This is a genomic window from Burkholderia sp. Ac-20344, assembly GCF_017104975.1.
Taxonomy (GTDB): Bacteria; Pseudomonadota; Gammaproteobacteria; order Burkholderiales; family Burkholderiaceae; genus Burkholderia.
Map to the genome: position 1 here is coordinate 13,547 of NZ_JAAGPP010000042.1, position 19,873 is coordinate 33,419.

Genomic DNA, 19,873 nt, shown 5'->3' on the forward strand with positions numbered 1-19,873 from the left:
GGGTCGGGCAGGGCGAACGCGCGTCACATCGCGCGTTCGAGTTTCTTCATCTTCGTCTTGATGCGCGTCTGCTTGAGCGGCGACAGGTATTCGACGAACACGCGCCCCATCAGGTGATCCATCTCGTGCTGGACGCACACGGCCAGCAGACCCTCGCAGTCGAGCTCGAACGGCTCGCCCTGCTCGTTGAGCGCGCGCACGCGCACGTGGTCCGGGCGCTCGACTTCGTCGTAGATGCCGGGCACCGACAGGCAGCCCTCTTCATAGATCTGCTTCGCGTCGCTCGACCACACGATCTCGGGGTTGATGAACGCGCGCAGCTCGTTCTTCTCCTCGGAGACGTCGATCACGATCACGCGCTCGTGCACGTCGACCTGCGTGGCCGCCAGGCCGATGCCGGGGGCCGCGTACATGGTCTCGGCCATGTCGGCGACGAGCTTGCGGATCCGGTCGTCGACCTTGTCGACGGGCTTCGCGACCTTGTGCAGCCGCTTGTCGGGGTAATGAAGAATATTGAGTAAAGCCATGGCGTTCGGTATTCGGTGGAGCGGCGGGCCGCATCGGCCATCCGGCCGGCTGGCGCTGCCGCCGGGATGCAATGAAGATGAGGCAGACGCGCGGCGAATCAATGCCGCGGATCATGCCTCCTGCAATTGGCCGGGCGCCTGTGCGCACGGCCCTGTCTAGTATTTCGGATGATGAAAATTTTATCATGGCGCCACGCGGTTCGCTGGCCACCGCATTCGAGGGGCGCCTCATGTCGCCGCAAGCGCTGACCACCTCCGCGGTGCGCGCGTGGCTGCAGCTCGCACATGCGCCAGGCCTCGCCCCCGCCGTGCTGCAGGCACTGCTCGATGCATTCGGCTCGCCGGCCGCGCTGCTGCGCGCGTCCGACCAGGCCATCGCCGCCACCGCCAGCCCCGCCGCCGCCCAGGCCGTACGCGCGAGCGAGCGCGGCGATCTCGACGCGCGCACCGACGCCGCGCTCGCGTGGCTCGACGCGCCGGGCAATTTGCTCGTCACGCTCAACGATCCAGCCTACCCGCCGCGGCTGCGCGACCTGCACGATCCGCCGCCGCTGCTATATGTAAAGGGCCGGCTCGACTTGCTGCACGCGCGCTCGCTGGCCGTGGTCGGCAGCCGTCACGCAACGCCGCAGGGGCTCGCCGACGCGACGCGCTTCGCACGCGAGCTATCCGATGCCGGGCTTCCGATCGTATCGGGCCTCGCGCTCGGGATCGACGGCGCCGCGCATCGCGGCGGGCTTGACGGCCGGTCGGGCACGGTCGCGGTGATCGCGACGGGCGCCGATCTCGTCTATCCGGCGCGGCACCGCGCGCTCGCCCACGAGATCGCCGCACACGGCGCGATCGTGTCGGAATGGCCGCTCGGCACGCCGGCCCGCGCCGCGCACTTCCCGCAGCGCAACCGTCTGATCGCCGCGCTCGCGATCGGCGCGCTCGTCGTCGAGGCCGCGCCGCGCTCCGGATCGCTGATCACCGCGCGGCTCGCGAACGAACTGGGGCGCGATGTGTTCGCGGTGCCGGGCTCGATCCACGCGCCGCTCGCGCAGGGCTGCCACGCACTGATTCGCGACGGCGCGAAGCTGACGGCGGCGCCGCTCGACGTGCTCGAGGAATACGGGCTGGGCGAACCGAATACCGGCGTCGCGGGCGGTGCGGCGCGCGCCGGGCATCCGGGCGCAAACCCGGGCGACAACCACGAAACCGAGGCCGCCATTCAGCACGCCGCCGCTGGCGCCACACAAACGGGTGACGCCGCTCCGGCCGTCACGCCCGCCCCTGTCGAAGCACCGTCGTCGGCGCCACCGCTGCCCGGCAACCCGTCCGAACAGGCCGTGCTTGCCGCATTGGGATACGGCCCCGTCACGTACGAATGGCTCGCCGACCACAGCGGCCTGCCCGACGACGTGCTGCATCGCGCGCTGCTTGCGCTGGAACTGGCCGGCCGCGTCGCCAGCCTCCCCGGCGGACGCTTCGCGCGGCTTGACGCAGCGCGCACCCCGCCCGTGCACGGCGTGCTACATTCCCCCGCATAGGGGCGGCCAAGCCGCCGACGATACCCAAGGAAATCCATGCCCGCGCTGAATCTCGACACCGATGCGGATCGGATCGCCGAGCGCCTCGCCGATCCCGGCACGTTGCTCGTCGCCTGCCTGTGCGCCGAGTGGTGCGGCACGTGCCGCGACTACCGGACGGCCTTCGACCAGCTCGCCGACGCGCATCCGGACGCCTGCTTCGCCTGGATCGACATCGAAACGCATGCCGACCAGCTCGACGATCTCGACGTCGAGAACTTCCCGACGATCCTGATCGAAGATACCCACACCGCCCGCTTCTTCGGCACGGTGCTGCCGCATGCGGCGATCGTCGAGCGGATGCTGTCCGATCTGAGTGCAGTACCCGGTGCGCCGCACGCACCGAAATTGCGCAACGTCCTGACCGTCGAAGCCTGAATTTCGCGAGCCGGCCCGGTGGTTTTGCGCGCGCTTGCGCGCCCCGCCGCGCCGGGCGCTTGCCGCCGTTGCGCCCCCCCCTCTATGATGAGCCGCTTTTTGCACGCTGATCCGCCATCGCTGCGGCGTGTGCTATAAAGCGGTCGTAAAAGGGACCCACAACCGGCGAACCCGGTCTACCAACACACACCTGTCATGTCCAAAGCACTGATCATTGCGGAAAAGCCTTCTGTCGCGAACGACATCGCACGCGCTTTGGGCGGCTTTACCAAGCATGACGAGTATTACGAGAGCGACGATTTCGTCCTTTCGTCCGCTGTCGGCCACCTGCTGGAAATCGCCGCCCCGGAAGAGTACGAGGTCAAGCGCGGGAAATGGAGCTTCGCGCATCTACCCGTCATCCCCCCGCATTTCGACCTGAACCCGATCGCAAAAAGCGAATCGCGTCTCAAGGTGCTCACCAAGCTGTTGAAGCGCAAGGACGTCGACCGCCTGATCAACGCATGCGATGCTGGGCGCGAGGGCGAGCTGATTTTCCGCCTGATCGCACAGCACGCGAAGGCGAAGCAGCCGGTCCAGCGCCTGTGGCTGCAGTCGATGACGCCGCAGGCAATCCGCGACGGCTTCGCGAACCTGCGCAGCGACGCGGACATGCTGCCGCTCGCCGACGCCGCTCGCTGCCGCTCGGAAGCCGACTGGCTCGTCGGGATCAACGGCACCCGCGCGATGACCGCGTTCAACAGCAAGGGCGGCGGCTTCTTCCTGACGACAGTCGGCCGCGTTCAGACGCCAACGTTGTCGATCGTCGTCGAACGCGAAGAGAAAATCCGCCGCTTCATCCCGCGCGACTACTGGGAAGTGAAGGCCGAATTCGCGTGCGCGGGCGGCTTCTACGAAGGCAAGTGGTACGACCCGAAATTCAAGCGCGACGAATTCGATCCGGAAAAACGCGACTCCCGCCTGTGGAGCCTGCCGGCTGCCGAAACGATCGTCGCCGCATGCCGCGACCAGGTCGGTACGGTCTCCGAGGAATCAAAGCCGTCGACGCAACTGTCGCCGCTGCTGTTCGACCTGACCAGCCTGCAGCGTGAGGCGAACAGCCGCTTCGGCTTCTCCGCGAAGAACACGCTTGGCCTCGCGCAGGCGCTGTATGAAAAGCACAAGGTGCTGACCTACCCGCGTACCGATGCGCGCGCGCTGCCGGAAGACTATCTGTCGACGGTCCAGTCCACGCTCGAGATGCTCAAGGAGAGCCACAACTACCTGCCGCATGCGAAGCAGGTGCTCGACAAGGGCTGGGTGAAGCCGAACAAGCGGATCTTCGACAACTCGAAGATCAGCGACCACTTTGCAATCATCCCGACGCTGCAGGCGCCGAAGTCGCTGTCCGAGCCGGAGCAGAAGCTGTACGACATGGTCGTGAAGCGCTTCCTCGCCGTGTTCTTCCCGGCCGCCGAATTCCGCGTCACGACGCGGATCACCGAAGTCGCCGGCCATCACTTCAAGACCGAAGGCAAGGTGCTCGTCGAGCCGGGCTGGCTGCAGGTGTACGGCCGCGACGCCGAAGGCGCGGATGCGAACCTCGTGCCGGTGCAGAAGGACGAGAAGGTGAAGACGGACGAAATCGCCGCCGTCGCGCTCGTCACGAAGCCGCCCGCCCGCTACTCGGAAGCGACGCTGCTGTCCGCGATGGAAGGCGCCGGCAAGCTCGTCGAGGACGACGAACTGCGCGAGGCGATGGCCGCGAAGGGCCTCGGCACGCCGGCCACGCGCGCGGCGATCATCGAAGGCCTGCTCGGCGAGAAATACCTCGTGCGCGAAGGCCGCGAACTGATCCCGACCGCGAAGGCGTTCCAGCTGATGACGCTGCTGCGCGGGCTCGGCGTGAAGGAACTCACCGCGCCCGAACTCACCGGCGAATGGGAATACAAGCTGTCGCAGATGGAGCGCGGCAACCTCGGGCGCGAAGCGTTCATGCAGGAAATCGCCCGCATGACGCAGCAGATCGTCAAGCGCGCGAAGGAATACGATTCCGACACGATCCCCGGCGATTACGCGACGCTCGAGACGCCGTGCCCGAACTGCGGCGGCCAGGTGAAGGAAAACTATCGCCGCTTCGCGTGCACGAAGTGCGAGTTCTCGATCTCGAAGATCCCGGGCAGCCGGCAGTTCGAGATCGCGGAAGTCGAGGAGTTGCTGCGGGAGAAGACGATCGGCCCGCTGTCCGGCTTCCGCAGCAAGATGGGCCGCCCGTTCTCGGCGATCCTCAAGCTGTCCTTCGACGACGAGACGAAGAACTACAAGCTCGAGTTCGATTTCGGCCAGGACTCAGGCGGCGAGGAAGGCGAGGCGCCCGACTTCTCCGCGCAGGAGCCGGTCGGCGCGTGCCCGAAGTGCAAGGGCCGCGTGTTCGAGCACGGGATGAGCTACGTGTGCGAGCACTCGGTGGCCAACCCGAAGACCTGCGACTTCCGCTCGGGCAAGGTGATCCTGCAGCAGGAAATCACGCGCGAGCAGATGGGCAAGCTGCTTGCCGACGGCCGCACGGATCTGCTGCCGAACTTCAAGTCGTCGCGCACGGGCCGCAACTTCAAGGCCTTCCTCGTGAAGCAGCCGGACGGCAAGATCGGCTTCGAATTCGAGAAGAAGGAGCCGAAGGCCGCCGCCGCGAAGAAGACGGCAAAATCGGCGACGAAGGATGCCGAAACCGTGACGGAAGGCGCCGAAGAGAAACCGGCACCGGCTCGCAAGACCGCCGCCAAGACCGCCGCCCGCAAGACGACGGCACGCAAGACGGGCTCGTAACGGCCTGGCAGCCGGGGCTCCCCCGGCCACGCCAGGCTCCGGCAAGCAGCCCTGAAAAAAACGCGGATCGATTGCTCGATCCGCGTTTTTTATTTGTGCCGGCGGCAACCGCCGCCCGGCCGTCGCGGCGTTACAGCGGCGACGGCACCGCGACGCGCGTGCGCGACGAACGCGGCAGGCGCGGCGACAGGTTCGGGTCGGCCGATTCAGGCTGCTCCGCACGCGTCTCGACACCGATCGGCGCGAGCGCAGAACCCTGCGCGGCCCACTGCTCGCCCATCGTCGCATCGGTCGAGTGGCTGAAATGCTCGACGAGGTGGTCGATGAACGTGCGCACCTTCGCGGGCAGATGGCGCCGGCTCGGGTAAGCGATGTTGATCTCGACCTGCGGCAGCCGGAAATCCGGCAGCAGCCGCACGAGTGCGCCACGCGCGATGTCGCCGCCGATCAGGTAGCTCGGCAGGATCGCGACCCCCATCCCGAGCAGCGCGAACTGCCGCAGCATCGCGGTGTTGTTCGCGACGATCACGTTGGTCGGGCGCACGCGCACTTCGCCGTCCGGCCCCGTGAACACGCGCTCGTCGCCCCAGTATTCGGCCGGCAGGCTCAGGCTCGGGTGCTCGGCGAGATGCTCTGGATGAGTCGGCACACCGTGCTTCTCCAGGTAGCTCGGCGTCGCGCACACGGTCATGCAGCCGGTGGTCAGGCGCCGCGTGACGATGCTCGCGCTGCGCATCTGGCGCGTGACGACGATGCCGACGTCGAAGCCTTCCTCGACGAGATCGACCTGCCGGTCGACCAGCGTGAGATCCGGCACCACTTTCGGGAAATTCTCCGTGTACGACTGCAACACGGGCGCGAGGTTATGCAGGCCGAACACGACCGGCGCGACGATGCGCAGCGTGCCGACCGGCTCGTGATTGCGCGCGACGACCATCTGCTCGACGTCCTCGAGCTCATCGAGGATCTGGCGAGCACGCTCCAGATAGACCTGGCCCGACTCCGTCAGGGAAAGGCTGCGCGTGGTGCGGTTCAGCAAACGCGTGCCGAGCCGGCCTTCCAGATCGGCGACGTGACGCGTCGCGACCGCGTTGGAGATATCCATTGCACTCGCGGCCCGCGCAAAACTGCCGAGATCTGCAACCTTGACGAACACGCGCATCGACTGCAAATGATCCATAAACGACTCCTGCCGCTGTTACAACTTCAAAAAGATGAAGCAAATGCGTAATTCTCCTACGACAGCGGAAAAGATGCAGAGTTGCCTAACAGGCGGCAGAATCGAGATAAAAATAGTCAAAAATCCTCGCGTTGGGCGGATAGTTGATCCAATTATTCTGATTGAAGCAACAATTGGGTGAACCTCGTCGAGTAAGCGGCCGAATCAGGAAGGACGTATTTGATGCGACACAACAGCGCACCCTTCCGCCTGTCGCGCAAGCGGCTCCGGGTCAGGCTGCCGCCGATTGCGGCGGAGCGTAACAACCTGTTAAAAAGACACCATGAAGGCGGCCGACGTAGCATCATGTCGGCCCCGGCCGGGCGGGACGGGTGCGCGACGTGCGCCGCCGCCACCGCCGCTTTCAACGCGCGACACCCGCTCACCATGAAAATTGCCATCCTCGACGACTACCAGGACGCCGTCCGCAAGCTGAACTGCTTCGAGATGCTTGCCGACCACGACGTGAAGGTCTTCAACAATACGGTGCGCGGATTGGGACAGCTCGCCAGCCGTCTGGCGGAAGTCGAGGCGCTCGTGCTGATTCGCGAACGGACCCCGATTTCGTCGCAACTGCTCGCCAAGCTGCCGAACCTGCGCATGATCAGCCAGACCGGCCGTATTTCGAGCCACATCGATCTCGAAGCCTGTACCGACCGCGGCATCGCGGTGCTCGAAGGCACGGGTTCGCCGGTTGCCCCCGCCGAGCTGACCTGGGCGCTCGTGATGGCCGCCCAGCGCCGCATTCCTCAGTACGTCGCGAACCTGAAGCAGGGCGCCTGGCAGCAGTCGGGCCTGAAGACGTCGGCGATGCCGCCGAACTTCGGCCTCGGCCAGGTGCTGCGCGGCCAGACGCTCGGCATCTGGGGCTACGGCAAGATCGGCCGGCTCGTCGCCGGCTACGGCAAGGCGTTCGGGATGAACGTGCTGATCTGGGGCCGCGAGCATTCGCTCGAGGCCGCGCGCGCCGACGGCTATACGGCCGCCGAAAGCCGCGAAGCGCTGTTCGAGCAGAGCGACGTGCTGTCGCTGCACCTGCGCATGCATGACGACACGCGCGGAATCGTGAAACAGGAAGACCTGATGCGGATGAAGCCGACGTCGCTGCTCGTCAACACGAGCCGCGCCGAGCTGCTCGAGGAAAACGCGCTGGTCAACGCACTGTCGCACAACCGTCCGGGGATGGTCGCGATCGACGTGTTCGAGAGCGAGCCGATCCTGCAGGGCTACAGCCTGCTGCGGATGGAAAACGTGATCTGCACGCCGCACATCGGCTATGTCGAGCGCGAAAGCTACGAGCTCTACTTCAGCGCGGCATTCAGGAACATCCTCGCGTTCGACCAGGGCGACATGTCGAGCGTCGTCAACCCGGAAGCGCTGACGCCGCGCCGCGTGCGCTGAGCGACGCGGGCTGCGCCCGCCGCGCGGCCCCGCTTCCTGCTTCCCGTCTTCAGGCGGCCGCGCGGCCGCCCGTCATCGCGCCGACGCGCGTGAGGAAATGCTCGCCGTCGCGCCGCCCGAGGTCGTACGCATGCCGCATCTGCGACGGGCTCGTGTAATCCCAACTCGAAATCGGCACCTTGCTCGACGGCTGGACGTACAGCCGCCGCTGCTCGCCGTGCGCGACCGTGAACATCTGCGGGCGCGGATACAGCCGCGTGACGAGCACCAGCACGTCGCCCGGCGTCGGGTCGAGCGCGTCGACCGGCACGTTGTCGACCATCCCGCCGTCGAGCACGGGCCGGCCGCCGCGGCGCAGCACCGGCGTGAACGGTGGCGTGCAGGACGACTGCAGGATCAGGTCGGCAAGTTCGTCGACTTGCGTGCAGGCCTGCGCACGCACGAATTCGGGCCGAAAGCCGAGCGTGCGCCCGAGCGTCGGGTGCAGCGTCTTGCGCACGTACTTCTCGATGTTGTACGCGACGAGGCCGGCGGCAACCGCGCTGCGCGCGCCGAGCCAGCGCGGCACGTGCGACACGCCGATGCGGATCTCCGGCGCCGCGGCAAGCTTCGCGAACGGCTCGCCGTAGATGTCGAGCAGCGCCTGACGATAAATCCGGTAATGCGGAAACACGGGCTCGCGCCCGAACAGGTTGCCCCAGTAAGCGTTCTTCCGATTGTGGCGCAGCGCCTCTTCGTAATAGCGCATGACCCAGGCGGCGTCGCGCGTATACAGCATGCACGCGGTCGCCGCGCCGGCCGAGATGCCGGTGATCACGCGCGGGCGCAGGCCGAGCGCCGGCTGGGCGACGTCCCAGAAGCCGGCCTGCCACCAGCAGCGATTGCCGCCGCCCGCGAAGACGATCTGGTCGAACATCGCGCTACTCAGTTGACGAGCGCGTAGGTCGACGTCGCGTGGACGGCCATCTTGCCGTCTTCGTCGAACAGCTCGACTTCGCCGAATACGAGATTGCGGCCCATCCGCAGCACGCGCGCGGTGACGAGCACGTCGCCCTTGCGCACGGGACGCATGAAGTTCGTGTTCAACGACACGGTCGTCATCGGCCGGAATTCGCCGAGCGCGGCCGAGATCGCGACGACCATCGCGGTGTCGGCGGCCGCCGTGAACACCTGGCCGCAGATCACACCGCCCGAATGGCGAAATTCACCGGAAAACGGCAGGCGCAGCGTGACGCTGTCGTCGCCGATCGATACGGGGACCAGACCGAGCGAGCGGACCCAGGGGGCCAGCAGGCGATCCAGCAATTCGCGGACTGCGTTTTCGTCCATCTTCGAAAGCCCAGAAAGTGTTGCGCGACCGCCGCGCAACACGTGTGGCGTCATCATACCGGGAGCACGGAAACTGCGATCGCCCGTTATCGGGCCGACAGCTGCCGTCGCCGTGACGAAATATTTTCAGGAAATTTGCAGAAAGGGCTTGCAAGGTCTGAAATACCCATGCATAATCTTTCTTCTGTTGGGGGCGTTAGCTCAGTTGGTAGAGCAGCGGACTCTTAATCCGTAGGTCGAGTGTTCGAGTCACTCACGCCCCACCAGGAATTCCGAAGCCCGGTTAGCGAAAGCTAACCGGGCTTTTTCCTTTTCCGCCGCACTCGCGGCGCGCACCCTGTCGCAATACGTCACCGTACGCCCGTTCCGCATCGTTTCCGCTAGAATCGTCCGACAAATATCACACAACCGGCGCAGGCACTGCCGTTTGCCCGCTGGCACTGAGAGAACGTGGGACGTCAGACATGGAAGCATGTAACCGAGACGCGACCATTCATAGAGCCTGGTTGCGCCGAATTCGGCCGGTCCATCGGGACACGCCATTTCCCCGATCACACTGGAATCCGCGATGCGACGCACGAACCGGATCCAATCATGCGGGGTAAGGACGCGCTCGTCGCCATGGCGCTCGGCGTCATGCTGCTCGTGCTGGCCAGCCTGCTCGCCTTCACGGCCGGCCAGGCGACCGGCCACCTGGTCCGCGCACCGGGCACGGTCGTGCGCATCGTGCAGGACAGCGACGCGATGCGCGCGTACCGGCCGATCGTCGCGTACCTCGCGAACGACGGCCAGCGCCGCGAAGTCGCCGGCAACATCGCATCGACCGTCCCCGCCTTCGATATCGGCGAGAACGTCGAGGTATGGCTCGACCCCACCCACCCCGACCGCCCCGCACTGATCGACGATTTCACGCAACGCTGGTTTCCGGCGGCCGTGTCGGCACTGCTCGCCATCGCGTCGCTCGCGATCGGCGGCCTCCTGGTCGTCGGCGAGCGCCGTCGCGCGGCCTCCAAGCCACCGCCGACCCGCGCCGCCCCCAAGCATGTGCGGAGCCGCTGGCATATCGCGATCGCGCTGATTCCGATCGCGATCGGCACGGGCTTCGTCGCCGGCGCCGGCGCGGCCGGCCTGCGCCAGTGGCAGATCGTCCACCACTATGCGCGTTCGACCGGGCATGTCGTCGAGATCGCGAAAAACGCGCGCTCGCCCCGTGCGCGCACGTCGCTGAATTCGGCGATCGTCGCGTTCACGACCGACAGCGGACGCCAGATCACGTTCGCCCAGGGCTCGGCGTCGTCGCATCCGGGCCTGCACGAAGGCGAAGCGGTCAACGTGCTGTACGACCCCGTCACCCCCGAGCGCGCGGTCGTCGACCGCTTCTGGGATCGCTGGGGCCTCACGGCCATCCTGTTCGCGATCGGCGCGCCGTTCCTCGCGGCCGGGCTGTTCGTCGCCGCGACGCTGTGGCCGGAACACCCGCCGCACGAAGCCGCTCAATGACGCTCGCGCACCCGCCGCGCACCGCGTGGCACGACCACCGGCACGGCGCGCACGTCACCGCTCCCTGAACGCCTCCACCTTCGCGCGGTTTCCGCACGTGCGCATGTCGCACCAGCGGCGCCCGACGCCGCGGCCGCGATCGACGAAAAACCACGTGCACCGGCCGCACTGCCGCACCCGCGCGAAATCGTCGCTGCGCAGCAGTTGCTCGAAGCCGAGTGCGGCCGCATCGACCCAGCGCGACGCGGCGCGTGCGTCGGGCCGCCACGCAAACCGGCCGCCGACCGCATCGAACGCGCTGCGCCCGATCGCCTCGCGGATCGCGACGGTGAGCCGGTCCGCCGCGCGCGCACCGGCCCTGCCGCCACCGCCGGCCGTCAGGTGCGCAATCGCGATGTAGGCGTCCTCGCGAAAGCAATGCAGCGCCGCCAGCGCGTCAGCATGGTCCTGCCGTGCATGACGCAGAAGCCGCGCCAGATCGGCCGGCGCCAGCAACCCCGATCGTTCCGCCCACGCATGCACGGCCGGCCAGTCGACGAGCTTGTCCACGTCGCGCGTCTTGCCCGTGTCGGCCACCGTGTTGAGGAAGTCAAGCGCCGGATGGCCGCCGACGAAATCGACTGCGCCCCATTCCTGCGCGTGTCGCGCGGGCTCGTGTCGAGTAACCATTTATTCTCACCTATCGGTTTCACATCCGGACGATCCGGAGTAACCTGTTAACAACCAAAACAGGTTAGCACGGAGATGCCGATGCTCGAACTCGCCAACCGCTTCAATTTCGAAGGCCACCGGATTGCCTGGGGAACACTCGGCGAAGGCCCGCCGCTCGTGCTCGTGCACGGCACGCCGTTTTCGTCGCAGGTGTGGCGCCGGATCGCACCGTGGCTCGCGCGGCGTCATCGCGTGTTCTTCTACGACCTGCTCGGCTACGGTCAATCCGACATGCCCGACGCGGACGTGTCGCTCGGACGCCAGAACGTGCTGTTCGGTGCACTGCTCGATGAGTGGAACATTTCTCGCCCGCGCGTGCTCGCCCATGACTACGGCGGTGCAACCGTGCTGCGCGCGCACTTCCTCGACGGCGTCGCCTATGCGGATCTCACGCTCGTGAATCCGGTTGCGATCGCGCCGCAGGGTTCGCCGTTCGTGCGCCACGTCGCGCAGCACGAAGCCGCATTCACCGGATTGCCCGCGTATGCGCATCACGCGCTCTTGTCCGCCTATCTCGGCAATGCGGTCGTCCGGCCGCTGAGCGACGACGCGCTGTCGATCTATCGCGCACCGTGGCTCACGCCGGCCGGTCAGGCCGCGTTCTATCGCCAGATCGCGCAGATGCGCCAGCACTACATCGAGGAAGCCGAGGCCCGTTACGCGCCGCCGGACTTTCCGGTGCGCATCGTGTGGGGCGAGGACGACGGGTGGATTCCGCTCGAACAGGGGCAGGCACTCGCCGATCGCATCGCGGACGGCCAGCTGATCAGGGTGCCGCGCGCGGGCCACCTGGTACAGGAAGATGCGCCTGAGGCGATCGTCGCGGCGGTGCTCGACGGGCCACGGCACGGTTGATCGCCACCGGTATCGCGTGTCGCGTGTCGCGTCAGAACACCGGCACGCCCTGCGCGAGCGTCGAGATGAACTTCGCGGTGCGCGGATCGCGCGGGTCGCCAAACAGGTCGCGCGATGCACCGGCCTCGACGACGCGGCCTTCCGCGAGAAACACCGCGTCGTGCGCGATCGATGCGGCCAGGCGCAGGTCGTGCGTGGCCATCAGCATCGTCGTGCCTTCGCGTGCGAGCTGGCGCAGCACCTCGACCACTTCGACGGACAGTTCCGGATCGAGCGCCGACGTCGGCTCGTCGCACAGCAGCACCTGCGGCGACGGCGCGAGTGCACGTGCAATCGCGACGCGTTGCTGCTGGCCACCCGACAACGTACCGGGCCACGCATCGGCCTTGTCCGCGATGCCGACCTTCTCGAGCAGCGCGAGCGCACGCTCGCGGGCCCGTTCGCGCGGCCAGCGCTGTACGGTGACGAGTCCTTCCATCACGTTCTGCACGACGCTCAGGTGCGGAAACAGCTGGAAGTTCTGGAACACCATGCCGGTCTGGCGGCGCACCGCGAACACGGCGTCGCGCGCCGGCCGGTGCGCCGGCGAGAAGTCGATGCGTGCGTCGCCGACCGTCAGCGCACCCGTCTCGGGCACTTCGAGCAGGTTCACGCAACGCAGCAGCGTGCTCTTGCCGCTGCCGGACGGCCCGATCAGCGCCGTCACGCTGCCGGGCTGCAACGCGAGGTCGATCCCGTGCAACACGCGATGCGTGCCGAACGACTTGTCGATGCGTTCGAGCCGGATCATCGCCACTCCGCCTGGAACAGCGCGTGACGGCCGAAGCGGGTTTCGAGGCGGCGCTGCAGCGTGGACAGCACCGAGCTGAGCAGCAGATAGATCAGCGCGGCTTCCGTATAGAGAATCATCGGCTCGTAGGTCACGGCCGCGATCCGCTGCGCGGCCTGGAAGATTTCCGGCACGGTCAGCACGGCCGCGAGCGACGTGTCCTTCACGAGCGAAATGAACGAATTCGACAGCGCGGGCAGCGCGACGCGCGCGGCCTGCGGCAGGATCGCGCGGCGCAGCGCCTGCGGGCGCGTCATCGCCATCGAGTACGCGGCTTCCCACTGCCCCTTCGGAATCGATTCGATCACGCCGCGGATCACCTCGGCGTTGTAGGCGCCGACGTTCAGCGAGAAGCCGATCACGGCAGCCGTCAGCGGATCGAGCACGATGCCGACGCTCGGCAAGCCGTAGAAGATCACGAACAGCTGCACGAGCAGCGGCGAACCGCGAAACAGCCAGATATAGAAGCGCACGGCGGCCTGCGCCCAGCGCGGCCCGAACAGCCGCACGAGCGCCGCGCCGAATGCGAGCAGCAGGCCGATCGCGAACGACGCGAGCGTGAGCGGAACCGTGAACACGAGCCCCGCGACGAGCAGGGGCCGCAGCGATTCCACCATCAGGTGAAGCCAGGCCGGCATCGTTCAGCCCCGCGTCACGGCTGCGACACGTCGCGGCCGAAATACTTCTGCGAGATCTTCGCGTAGGTACCGTCGGCCTTGATGTCCGCGAGCGCCTTGTCGATCGCGGCCACCAACGCGGGGCTGCCCTTGCGCAGCAGCACGCCCGATGCGTCGCTGGCGCCGCCCGTGTCGGTCGCCGCGATCTTCAGTTTCGCGTCCGGCTTGTGCTTGCGGAAATCGAGGTACGACAGCGAATCGTTGATCGTCGCGTCGACGCGCCCCGAGCTCAGCAGGTCGATCGATTCGTTGAAGCCCTGCACGGGCACGACGTCCGCGCCGTGCGCGGCCGCGAGCTTGCCGAAATTGCTGGTCAGCGTGTTCGCGGATTTCTTGCCCTTGAGGTCGTCGAACGAGCGGATCGTCGTGTTGTCCGCGCGCACGATCAGCACCGCGTGCGACGTGATGTACGGCGTCGAGAAATCGTATTTCGCCTTGCGCGCGTCGGTAATCGACACTTCGTTGACGACCGCGTCGTAGCGGTTCACGTCGAGGCCCGCGATCAGCCCGTCCCACTTGCCTTCGACGAACTGCGGCTTCACGCCGAGGCGCTGCGCGATCGCAGTCGCGATGTCGACGTCGAAGCCCGTCAGCTTGCCGGTTTCGTCGTGGTACGTGAACGGCGCGTACGTCCCTTCGGTACCGACCCGGAACACGCCGGACGACTTGATCTGCGACAGGTCGTCGGCGGCCAGTGCGCCCGTGACCGAAACGGCCTGCAGCATGGCGACGACCAGGATGGAACGAAGGAATTTCATGGTGCGGACCCCGAATGATTGGAGGGAATGATCCCGCGGCACGCGTGTGCCGTTCGAGCGGTCCGCGAATTCTACCGACGCGTCGAGGCCCGGCAAAAACGCAAATCGGCTAACGATATGAGCCGATCGAATAACGCGCCGGCCAGCCACGCTCATCCCGAAGATGAAATTCGTCGCGATGCAGCACGGCGTTCGTCCGACGATTCGTTACCGGCGGTTACAGAAGCGACACCGCAGTATCACCCATTCGGCATGCGCTACTTACCATGAAGACAGGTGAACCTATTGCTCGCGGGCCTTACCCCCACGAACGGAGTGAACGGCAAATGAAACGCATCCTGTTGTCCAGTGCTCTCGGCATCGCGGCCGCCTGCCTGTCGGCAAGCGCGTTCGCACGTGCCGACGTCGGCGTGTACTTCGGCGTACCGGGGCCGGTGATCGAGGCGCCGCCGCCTGTCTACTACACGCCGCCGCCCGTCGTGTACGAGCCGGCGCCCGTCTATTACGGCCCGTACTACGGCGAATATCGCTATCGCCGCTACCGGCACGACAACGGCTGGCATCGCGGCTGGCGACATCACCGCGACGACGACGATTGACCGTCGCCCGGCGCCTGTCGCAGCCGCATCCCGCCGGGGGGACATTCCGCGCGCCGGCCTTCGAGCCGGCGCGTCCGCATTACCCATCGCTTACCACGGCAGCGAATAGGTCTTCGTATTCGTGAAGCTCTTCATCGCTTCCTGCACGCCTTCCTTGTAGCCGAGCCCCGAATCCTTCACGCCGCCGAACGGCGTCAGCTCGAGCCGGTAGCCCGGCACCTCGCGCACGTTCACGCTGCCGACTTCCAGCTCGGTGATGAAGCGCGTGATGTTGTCGAAGCGGTTCGTGCAGACCGACGACGACAACGCATAGTCGGTGCTGTTCGACATCCGGATCGCTTCGTCGATATCGCGGAAACGCATGATCGGCGATACGGGGCCGAAGGTTTCGTATTTCACGAGCGGCATGTCGGGCGTCACGCGATCGATCACCGTCGGCGAATACAGCGCGCCGTCGCGGACGTTGCCGACCAGCAGCCGCGCGCCGCGTGAAATCGCATCGTTCACCTGTTGCTCGCAGAACTTCGCGGCCGCCTCGTCGATCACCGTGCCCATGTCCACCGACGGATCGGACGGATTGCCGTACGACCACGCGCGCGTCTTCTCGACGACGAGCTCGGTGAACCGATCGGCCACCGACTCGTGCACGAGCATCCGCTTGATCGCCGTGCAACGCTGCCCCGAGTTCTTGTACGAACCCGACACCGCGAGCGTGCTCGCTTCGTCGAGATCGGCGTCTTCCATCACGATGATCGGATCGTTGCCGCCGAGTTCGAGCACCGCGCGCCGGTAGCCCATCCGCGCCGCGATCGACTTGCCGATCGATACGCCGCCGGTGAACGTGATGAGGTCGATCGCCGGGTTCGTGATCAGCTCGTCGGCAATCTCCGTCGGGTCGCCGGTAATCACCTGCAGCATCTGCGGTGGCAAACCGGCTTCGTACAGGATGTCCGCGAACAGGTAGCACGACAGCGGCACCTTCTCCGACGGCTTCACGACGATCCGGTTGTTCGTCGCGACCGACGGCACGATCTTGTGCGCGACCTGGTTCATCGGGTGGTTGAACGGCGTGATCGCGGAAATCACGCCGAGCAACGGATCGCGCTGCGTGTACACGCGGCGCTTCTTGCCGTGCGGTGTCAGGTCGCACGAGAAGATCTGCCCGTCGTCCTTCAGCACTTCACCGGCGCCGAACGTCAGCACGTCGGCCACGCGCCCTGCTTCGTATGTCGAATCCTTGATGCACAACCCGGCCTCGGCCGTGATCAACGCCGCGATCTCGGCCGTGCGCGAGCGCACGATGTCGGCCGCGCGGCGCAGGATCGCCGCGCGATCGTGGCGCGTGAGTGTCGGCCGGTAGGCGCGCGCAGCCGCGAACGCGCGCCGCACGTCGTCCAGCGTCGCCTTCGGCACGGTGCCGACGAGCGAGCCGTCGTACGGGTTGCGCACTTCGATTACCGCATCCCGGTGAATCCGTTCGCCGTCGATTCGCAGTGCTTCGCGACGCATCTCGCGGACGTCCGTCGATGCTGCCATGGCGTTCATGAGTGTGTCCCCTTGCAGATGCGTACGCATCACTGCAGATGGTTGAGCGCGATGTCGACGATGTCGAAGTTGCGCAGCCGCGCGCGGCCCGTGACGTCGCTGGCGACCGGCTTGCTGAAGATCATCGGCACGATCTGCTCGGAGATCCCGCCGTGCGAGCGCAGCGGCACGTCGAGGCCCGACAGGTCGTGCCTGATGCGGCGCGTGCCGAGCACGACGTCCTGCTTCGAGATCACGATGAGGTCGCCCATCCGCGCCGGCGGCAGCTCGAAACGCGCGCAGCCCTCGGCGCCCGTCAGCACGACCTCGATGCCGTCGACCGCGGCGAGCCGTGCGCACAGCGCGTCGGCATCGGCCGACGCCGGCACGTAGACGGTCGCGAACGAGCCGAGCGCACCGTGGTGCACCACGTACGGATCGGTGATCGGCAGGATCACGCGCGCCGCATCTTCGCCGAGCCACTCGTCGAACAGCTCCTGCAGGTAGATCACGTTCGGCTCGCCGGTTTCATCGTCGTGCTTCGCGTTCATCCCGTGGTCGGCCGTGATCGCGACGATCGCACCGAGTTCGTCCAGGCGCTGCAGGTACTTGTCCACCATCGCGTAGAACGCGTTCGCGCCTTCCGTGCCGGGCGCGCACTTGTGCTGCACGTAGTCGGTCGTCGACAGGTACATCAGGTCGATCGGGCGCGTCTCGAGCAGGCGCACGCCGGCCGCGAACACGAATTCCGACAGGTCCGCGCTGTACACGCTCGGCACCGGCTTGCCGACCAGCTCGAGCACGTTGTCGATGCCGTTTTCCTCGACGCTCGCCTCATCGGCCTTTTCCGACGAGAAGCAGATGCCCTTCAGCCCCTTGCCGAGCAGGCGGCGCAGCTTGTCCTTCGCGGTGACGACCGCGACGCGCGCGCCTTGCTCCGCGAAGGTCGCGAGGACGGTGGGGGCGACCAGGTACTTCGGATCGTTCATCAGCACCTCGGCGCCGGCGTCGCGATCGTAGAAGTAGTTGCCGCTTATCCCATGCACCGCCGGCGGCACGCCCGTCACGATCGACAGGTTGTTGGGGTTCGTGAAGCTCGGCACCACGCACTCGCCCTTGAGCGCCGTGCCGGGTTTCAACAGCGTGCGCAGGAACGGCGCGACGCCGGCCTCGGCCGCTTCTTCCAGATATTCGTATGCGCAGCCATCGACGCAGACGACCACCACGGGCCGGCTCATCCAGTTGTAGCGGCGGCCGTTCACTTCCACGGATACAGGCGTTTCAGTCATGACGTTCATTCCTTTCCGGTCGACGAGCAGAGCCGTCGGCGCCCGCGTCGCGCCGAAGGGAGGTGTTTTCCATGCTCGCCATTAAAATCGATGAACTGTAGATTGTCAACAACATGCAGAGAACAGAAAGCAAAAGGCGGGCGGGTGAAGAACCGGAAGGAAGGCGATTACCCGGCCGCGCCGCGGCGCGGTTTTTATCAGGCGGTCAAAAAGCGCAGCTACATTCGGCCTCGGGGCAAGCTCGCCCAGGTCGATGCGTTCCGCGTCGGCTGCATCGCCCACGTCGGCGAAGCCGGTATTCCGGGAGCAGGCGCCGCGATCACCGACACGCTGAAGGCGATAGCGTGCGCCGCATGTCCGCGGGCGTGGTGGCCTGATTCGACGAATCGGGCCGCACGGCGGCGCGCGGCCCCGCTGACGTGCATCGCGGTGCGGCGGTATCGGTTTCGCGTTCGCACTGGTTTTCGTTTTTGCGCCGTGTGCGGCACGGCGACCTCCCTCCCTCACTGATACGGCACCCGATGCGCCCCTTCTGAATCGAAGAAGCGCTGTTCAACGACGGCGATCTCGCCCCCGCGCTGCAAGGCGCGACGCAGGCCGACGTGTGCATCGTCGGCGGCGGCTTCACGGCCGGGCCGCCGGCCGTCGTGCACACGCCGTCGGGTAGCGTCGCCGCGGGCAAGCTGGTGTTCGCGATCAACGCGTGGACGGCGAGCCGCTTTCCGCAGTTCGAGCGCACGATCGCGGTCGTGTCGAGCGACATGGTGATCACCGAGAAATGCCCGGAGCTGCTCGAGAAGACCGGGCTCGTGGACGGCGTGTCGGTGCTCGATTCGCGGATCTTCGTCTACTACTACCGCACGACGGCCGACGGCCGGCTGATGCTCGGCAAGGGCGGCAACACGTTCTCGTGGCGCAGCCGTATCGCACCGGTGTTCGACCGGCGCTCGCCGTACGAGGCGCAGCTCACGCACAGCCTGCGCGAATTCTTCCCGTCGCTCGCCGGCGTGCCGGTCACCGCGAGCTGGAACGGGCCGTCTGATCGCTCGGTCACGGGCTTCCCGTTCTTCGGCTGCCTCGACTGCGCCGAACGTGTTCTACGGCTTCGGCTATTCGGGCAACGGCGTCGGGCCGACCTACATGGCGGGCAGATCCTGTCGTCGCTCGTCCCCGGCCTCGACAACGCGTGGACGCGCAGCCCGATCGTGAGCGGCCCGCTCGGCCATTTCCCGCCGGAGCCGATCCGCTTTGTCGGCGCGCACGTCGTGCGCAACGCGATCCGCCGAAAGGAGCGCGCGGAAGACGAGAGCCGGCAGCCGTCGGCGGTCGATACGTGGCTCGCGACGTTTGCGAGCGCGGCGGGAAAGGCGGACAAGGCGTGACGGGCGAGTGCAATGCGGCGGGGAGCAGGAAAGGCCAGCGGCTCGCCAGCACCATCACCATCACGTCGCCAGCTTCTGTCGAACCCGCACATCGACCGGACAACAAGTGAGGGAATCCCGCTAATAGAACAAGTCCAATCCCTTGCGCCGCGTTTTCTCCTAAACGAGATACTCCCCGCAAAAACAATCACGCATCGATAAGACAAGTCTCATCTAAAATAGAACTTATAAAACAGCATACGGCACTACGCATTTATTTTTGTCATTTCATTATCTCGATTTTATTATATAAAGCCGCATGATAGGATTTCAAAAAATCGACGAATAGAAATCCTCCCTTTCTTTCATGCACTCATCAACAACCATCGAAATCTTGATTAGCGACTCCCGCTCCATCTCAAGAGGGTCACAGTTCGGACATGCCGCGATTGCAGTCGATGGAGTCGTATATGGTAGAGCGGACCCCGGATGGGACATCGATAACATCCTGAACTACCTAAATCGCCAGCAGACCAAGAT

General features: G+C 66.2%; 17 protein-coding genes, 1 tRNA gene and 2 pseudogenes. 10 read left to right on the forward strand and 10 right to left on the reverse strand.

What is annotated here, in order from left to right:
* Positions 1–23: 23 nt before the first annotated feature.
* Positions 24–527 carry a peptide deformylase gene (gene def / locus G3N64_RS15715; protein WP_205784760.1) on the reverse strand — a complete coding sequence of 168 codons (504 nt, stop codon included), beginning with the start codon at positions 525–527 and terminating at the stop codon, positions 24–26.
* Positions 528–712: 185 nt separating this feature from the next.
* Here def and dprA point away from each other — a divergent pair, with 185 nt between their 5' ends.
* The 3 genes from dprA to G3N64_RS15730 all read left to right on the forward strand — a co-directional run bounded on the left by dprA (position 713) and on the right by G3N64_RS15730 (position 5,281).
* Positions 713–2,059, forward strand: a complete 1,347-nt coding sequence (dprA, locus tag G3N64_RS15720) for a DNA-processing protein DprA (RefSeq protein WP_241020995.1) — start codon at positions 713–715, stop codon at positions 2,057–2,059.
* A 36-nt stretch (positions 2,060–2,095) separates the two neighbouring features.
* A complete protein-coding gene (locus G3N64_RS15725; RefSeq protein ID WP_021159864.1) occupies positions 2,096–2,476 on the forward strand; it encodes a thioredoxin family protein in 381 nt (126 codons plus the stop codon).
* Between the two features lie 195 nt (positions 2,477–2,671).
* Complete coding sequence (locus tag G3N64_RS15730) at positions 2,672–5,281, forward strand: DNA topoisomerase III (protein WP_205784762.1); 2,610 nt, start codon at positions 2,672–2,674, stop codon at positions 5,279–5,281.
* Between the two features lie 130 nt (positions 5,282–5,411).
* Here the strand turns inward: G3N64_RS15730 and G3N64_RS15735 are convergent, their stop codons facing one another.
* Entirely contained in the window at positions 5,412–6,461 is a 1,050-nt protein-coding gene (locus G3N64_RS15735) for a LysR family transcriptional regulator (protein WP_205784763.1), read from the reverse strand.
* A 426-nt stretch (positions 6,462–6,887) separates the two neighbouring features.
* Here G3N64_RS15735 and G3N64_RS15740 point away from each other — a divergent pair, with 426 nt between their 5' ends.
* Complete coding sequence (locus G3N64_RS15740; protein ID WP_085041950.1) at positions 6,888–7,901, forward strand: D-2-hydroxyacid dehydrogenase family protein; 1,014 nt, start codon at positions 6,888–6,890, stop codon at positions 7,899–7,901.
* A 49-nt stretch (positions 7,902–7,950) separates the two neighbouring features.
* On the opposite strand, the gene G3N64_RS15745 is transcribed toward G3N64_RS15740, so the two are convergent.
* Complete coding sequence (locus G3N64_RS15745; RefSeq protein WP_205784764.1) at positions 7,951–8,817, reverse strand: patatin-like phospholipase family protein; 867 nt, start codon at positions 8,815–8,817, stop codon at positions 7,951–7,953.
* 8 nt (positions 8,818–8,825) lie between these two features.
* Positions 8,826–9,230, reverse strand: coding sequence for a PaaI family thioesterase (locus G3N64_RS15750; protein ID WP_205784765.1), 405 nt, complete (start codon positions 9,228–9,230; stop codon positions 8,826–8,828).
* A gap of 190 nt (positions 9,231–9,420) precedes the next feature.
* Between G3N64_RS15750 and G3N64_RS15755 the strand changes: the two genes are divergently transcribed.
* Positions 9,421–9,496, forward strand: a tRNA-Lys gene (locus G3N64_RS15755).
* 328 nt (positions 9,497–9,824) lie between these two features.
* Positions 9,825–10,730 carry a DUF3592 domain-containing protein gene (locus G3N64_RS15760; RefSeq protein ID WP_241020997.1) on the forward strand — a complete coding sequence of 302 codons (906 nt, stop codon included), beginning with the start codon at positions 9,825–9,827 and terminating at the stop codon, positions 10,728–10,730.
* A gap of 54 nt (positions 10,731–10,784) precedes the next feature.
* Here the strand turns inward: G3N64_RS15760 and G3N64_RS15765 are convergent, their stop codons facing one another.
* Positions 10,785–11,399: a CGNR zinc finger domain-containing protein gene (locus tag G3N64_RS15765; protein WP_205784767.1), complete on the reverse strand. Its 615-nt coding sequence runs from the start codon at positions 11,397–11,399 to the stop codon at positions 10,785–10,787.
* Positions 11,400–11,480: 81 nt separating this feature from the next.
* Between G3N64_RS15765 and G3N64_RS15770 the strand changes: the two genes are divergently transcribed.
* Entirely contained in the window at positions 11,481–12,296 is an 816-nt protein-coding gene (locus tag G3N64_RS15770) for an alpha/beta hydrolase (protein ID WP_205784768.1), read from the forward strand.
* Positions 12,297–12,327: 31 nt separating this feature from the next.
* On the opposite strand, the gene G3N64_RS15775 is transcribed toward G3N64_RS15770, so the two are convergent.
* Genes G3N64_RS15775 through G3N64_RS15785 form a run of 3 tightly spaced genes read right to left on the reverse strand, consistent with a single transcriptional unit; the run spans position 12,328 to position 14,560 of the window.
* A complete protein-coding gene (locus tag G3N64_RS15775) occupies positions 12,328–13,086 on the reverse strand; it encodes an amino acid ABC transporter ATP-binding protein (RefSeq protein ID WP_085041954.1) in 759 nt (252 codons plus the stop codon).
* Positions 13,083–13,763, reverse strand: coding sequence for an amino acid ABC transporter permease (locus tag G3N64_RS15780; protein WP_205784769.1), 681 nt, complete (start codon positions 13,761–13,763; stop codon positions 13,083–13,085). Before G3N64_RS15780 ends, G3N64_RS15775 begins: the two co-directional genes overlap by 4 nt.
* Before the next feature lie 14 nt (positions 13,764–13,777).
* The gene (locus G3N64_RS15785) at positions 13,778–14,560 is read right to left on the reverse strand and encodes an amino acid ABC transporter substrate-binding protein (protein WP_205784770.1); all 783 of its coding nucleotides are present in this window, start codon (positions 14,558–14,560) and stop codon (positions 13,778–13,780) included.
* 326 nt (positions 14,561–14,886) lie between these two features.
* Here G3N64_RS15785 and G3N64_RS15790 point away from each other — a divergent pair, with 326 nt between their 5' ends.
* A complete protein-coding gene (locus G3N64_RS15790; RefSeq protein WP_205784771.1) occupies positions 14,887–15,159 on the forward strand; it encodes a hypothetical protein in 273 nt (90 codons plus the stop codon).
* A gap of 90 nt (positions 15,160–15,249) precedes the next feature.
* On the opposite strand, the gene phnY is transcribed toward G3N64_RS15790, so the two are convergent.
* Both phnY and phnA read right to left on the reverse strand, forming a co-directional pair.
* Entirely contained in the window at positions 15,250–16,704 is a 1,455-nt protein-coding gene (phnY, locus tag G3N64_RS15795; protein WP_205784772.1) for a phosphonoacetaldehyde dehydrogenase, read from the reverse strand.
* A 29-nt stretch (positions 16,705–16,733) separates the two neighbouring features.
* Positions 16,734–17,972, reverse strand: a complete 1,239-nt coding sequence (gene phnA, locus G3N64_RS15800) for a phosphonoacetate hydrolase (protein ID WP_205784773.1) — start codon at positions 17,970–17,972, stop codon at positions 16,734–16,736.
* Positions 17,973–18,158: 186 nt separating this feature from the next.
* Here phnA and G3N64_RS40410 point away from each other — a divergent pair.
* Together G3N64_RS40410 and G3N64_RS15810 are read left to right on the forward strand one after the other, a co-directional pair.
* Positions 18,159–18,349: pseudogene (locus G3N64_RS40410) on the forward strand (2-aminoethylphosphonate--pyruvate aminotransferase); the annotation flags it as partial.
* Between the two features lie 246 nt (positions 18,350–18,595).
* Positions 18,596–19,354: pseudogene (locus G3N64_RS15810) on the forward strand (FAD-dependent oxidoreductase); the annotation flags it as partial.
* Positions 19,355–19,873: the final 519 nt, after the last annotated feature.